The organism is Mesorhizobium sp. M7A.F.Ca.ET.027.03.2.1 (assembly GCF_003999175.1).
In the GTDB taxonomy this organism is placed as follows: Bacteria; Pseudomonadota; Alphaproteobacteria; order Rhizobiales; family Rhizobiaceae; genus Mesorhizobium.
This window is the reverse complement of sequence record NZ_RZOM01001066.1, coordinates 1-2128: the sequence shown is the minus strand read 5'-3', so window position 1 is coordinate 2128 and position 2128 is coordinate 1. Positions and strand designations below refer to the sequence as shown.

Sequence of the window (2128 nt, the reverse complement as noted above, 5' to 3'; positions counted from 1 at the left end):
GACCAGAACGGCAGGATGACGAGCAGGAAGATCGCCTCGCGGCTGCGCCTTGGCCTCGAAGTGACGCTGTGGTGCGTCGTCATCGGCTATCCCGCCGCTTACGTGCTGGCCAAGGTGCTGAAGGGGCGCAGCCGCGAGGCGATCTTCCTGCTCGTCATCCTGCCGTTCTGGTCGAATGGGTTGGTGCGCATCTTTTCCTGGGCGATGGTGCTGCGCGAGGGGGGCATCCTCGACACCGCGCTCAACGCGGTGCTGCCGTTCAAGATCAACATCGACCTGATGTACTCTTATCCGGCCGTCATCATCGGGCTGGTGCATTCTTATGTGCCCTACATGGTGCTGACCTGCTATCTCACGCTGCAGGCGATCGACGACTCGCTGATCGAGGCCGGACGCTCGCTTGGCGCATCGCGGCTCCAGGTGCTGAAGCGGGTGATCATCCCGCTGTCGATGCCGGGTTTGGTAGCGGGTGCGGCCCTGATCTTCGTGCCGGTCGTCGGCTCGTTCATGGAACCGCGCATCCTGGGCGGCCGCACCGGCACCTTCTACGGAACGGTCATCGAGGACCAGTTCGTCGCCGTGTTCAACTGGCCGCTCGGTGCCGCACTCTCCTTCATCCTGCTGGCGGTAGTGCTGGTCATCCTGGCGGTGGCGTCGCCAGTGCTGCGGAGGGCCGCGTGATGACGACGACCCGCATCCTCGAAGGACTCGGCCGCCTCTACATCTGGCTGCTGCTTGCCTTTCTTTATCTGCCGATCATCATCATGGCGCTGATGTCGTTCAACGTTTCTCCCTTCTACCAATTGCCGTTCGAATGGACGACCGAATGGTATGCTTCGCTGTGGCAGAACGACCAACTGATCGCAGCGACCTGGAACAGCGTCGAGATCGCGGTCATCACCACGATTATCTGCGTCGTGCTCGGCTCGGCGGCGTCGCTGGCGCTCTATCGCTACGAATTTCGTGGCAAGAAGTTCCTGCAGGCGCTTTTGTTTCCGCCGATCGCCATACCGTGGCTGATCACCGGCACGGCAATGCTGATTTTCTTCTTCGGCGTCGGTATCGGCCGTGGCCTGCATGCGATCCTGCTCGGCCATGTCGCATTGGCGCTGCCCTATGTCATCGTCGTCGTCTCGGCCCGGCTGCAGACCTTCGCGCCGGAGCTGGAAGAGGCGGCGCGCTCACTAGGCGCCAACCAGTGGCAGGTGACGCGCCGCGTCACGCTGCCCTGGATCATGCCCGGCGTCATCGCCGGCGGGCTGTTCGCGTTTGCCGTTTCGTTCGACCAGTTCGTGGTGTCCTATTTCCTGGCGACGCCGGGCCAGACGACGCTGCCGGTCGAAATCTACGCCGCGATCCGCAAGGGTTTCACGCCCGAGATCAACGCGGTCTCGACCATCATCATTGTCGTGTCGATGGCGCTGATGCTGCTGACGGCGCGGTTCTTCAAATTCGGCGGAGAGAAATAATGGCCGGCGTGCAGGTATCTGATGTCTCGCGCAGCTTTGGCGCACACAAGGCGCTGGACAACGTCTCCATCGACTTCGCCGATGGCGGCTTTTACGCTCTGCTCGGGCCGTCGGGCAGCGGCAAGACCACGCTGCTGCGGCAGATCGCCGGTTTCGATTTTCCTGACTCGGGTCGCATCACCATCGGCGGCGAGAGCGTCGAGCGGGTGCCCGTCGAGAAGCGCCGTATCGGCATGGTGTTCCAGAACTATGCGCTGTTTCCCAATATGAGCGTCGCCGACAATGTCGCCTTCGGCCTGTCGGTGCGCGGCGAGGCCAAGGCAGTGATTGCGACGGAGGTGCAGCGCGCGCTCGATCTGGTGCAGCTCGGCAAACTCGGCGGGCGGCGTCCGCACCAGCTGTCGGGCGGCCAGCGCCAGCGCGTGGCGCTCGCCCGCGCCATCGTCACCAAGCCGCGCGTGCTGCTGCTCGACGAGCCATTGGGCGCGCTCGACAAGGCGTTGCGTGTCGACATGCAGATCGAGCTCAAACGTATCCAGCGCGAGATCGGCATCACCACGATCTTCGTCACGCACGACCAGGAAGAAGCGCTGACGATGAGCGACCGCATCGGCATATTGCGCGACGGCAGGCTGGTGCAGGAGGGGCCGCCGGAGGAG

3 protein-coding genes are annotated in these 2128 nt (G+C 63.5%); all 3 read left to right on the top strand.

What is annotated here, in order from left to right; translation table 11 throughout:
• On the top strand, window positions 1–681 hold a 681-nt coding region (locus EN750_RS31195; protein WP_145968088.1), incomplete at its 5' end, for an ABC transporter permease.
• Entirely contained in the window at window positions 681–1469 is a 789-nt protein-coding gene (locus EN750_RS31190) for an ABC transporter permease (RefSeq protein ID WP_127270907.1), read from the top strand. The genes EN750_RS31195 and EN750_RS31190, both read left to right, overlap by 1 nt.
• On the top strand, window positions 1469–2128 hold a 660-nt coding region (locus EN750_RS31185; RefSeq protein WP_145968087.1), incomplete at its 3' end, for an ABC transporter ATP-binding protein. The genes EN750_RS31190 and EN750_RS31185, both read left to right, overlap by 1 nt.

Excerpts from the sequence above, each read along its gene's own strand:
- EN750_RS31190 (WP_127270907.1), top strand. The coding sequence starts at position 681 with ATGACGACGACCCGCATCCTCGAAGGACTCGGCCGCCTCTACATCTGG.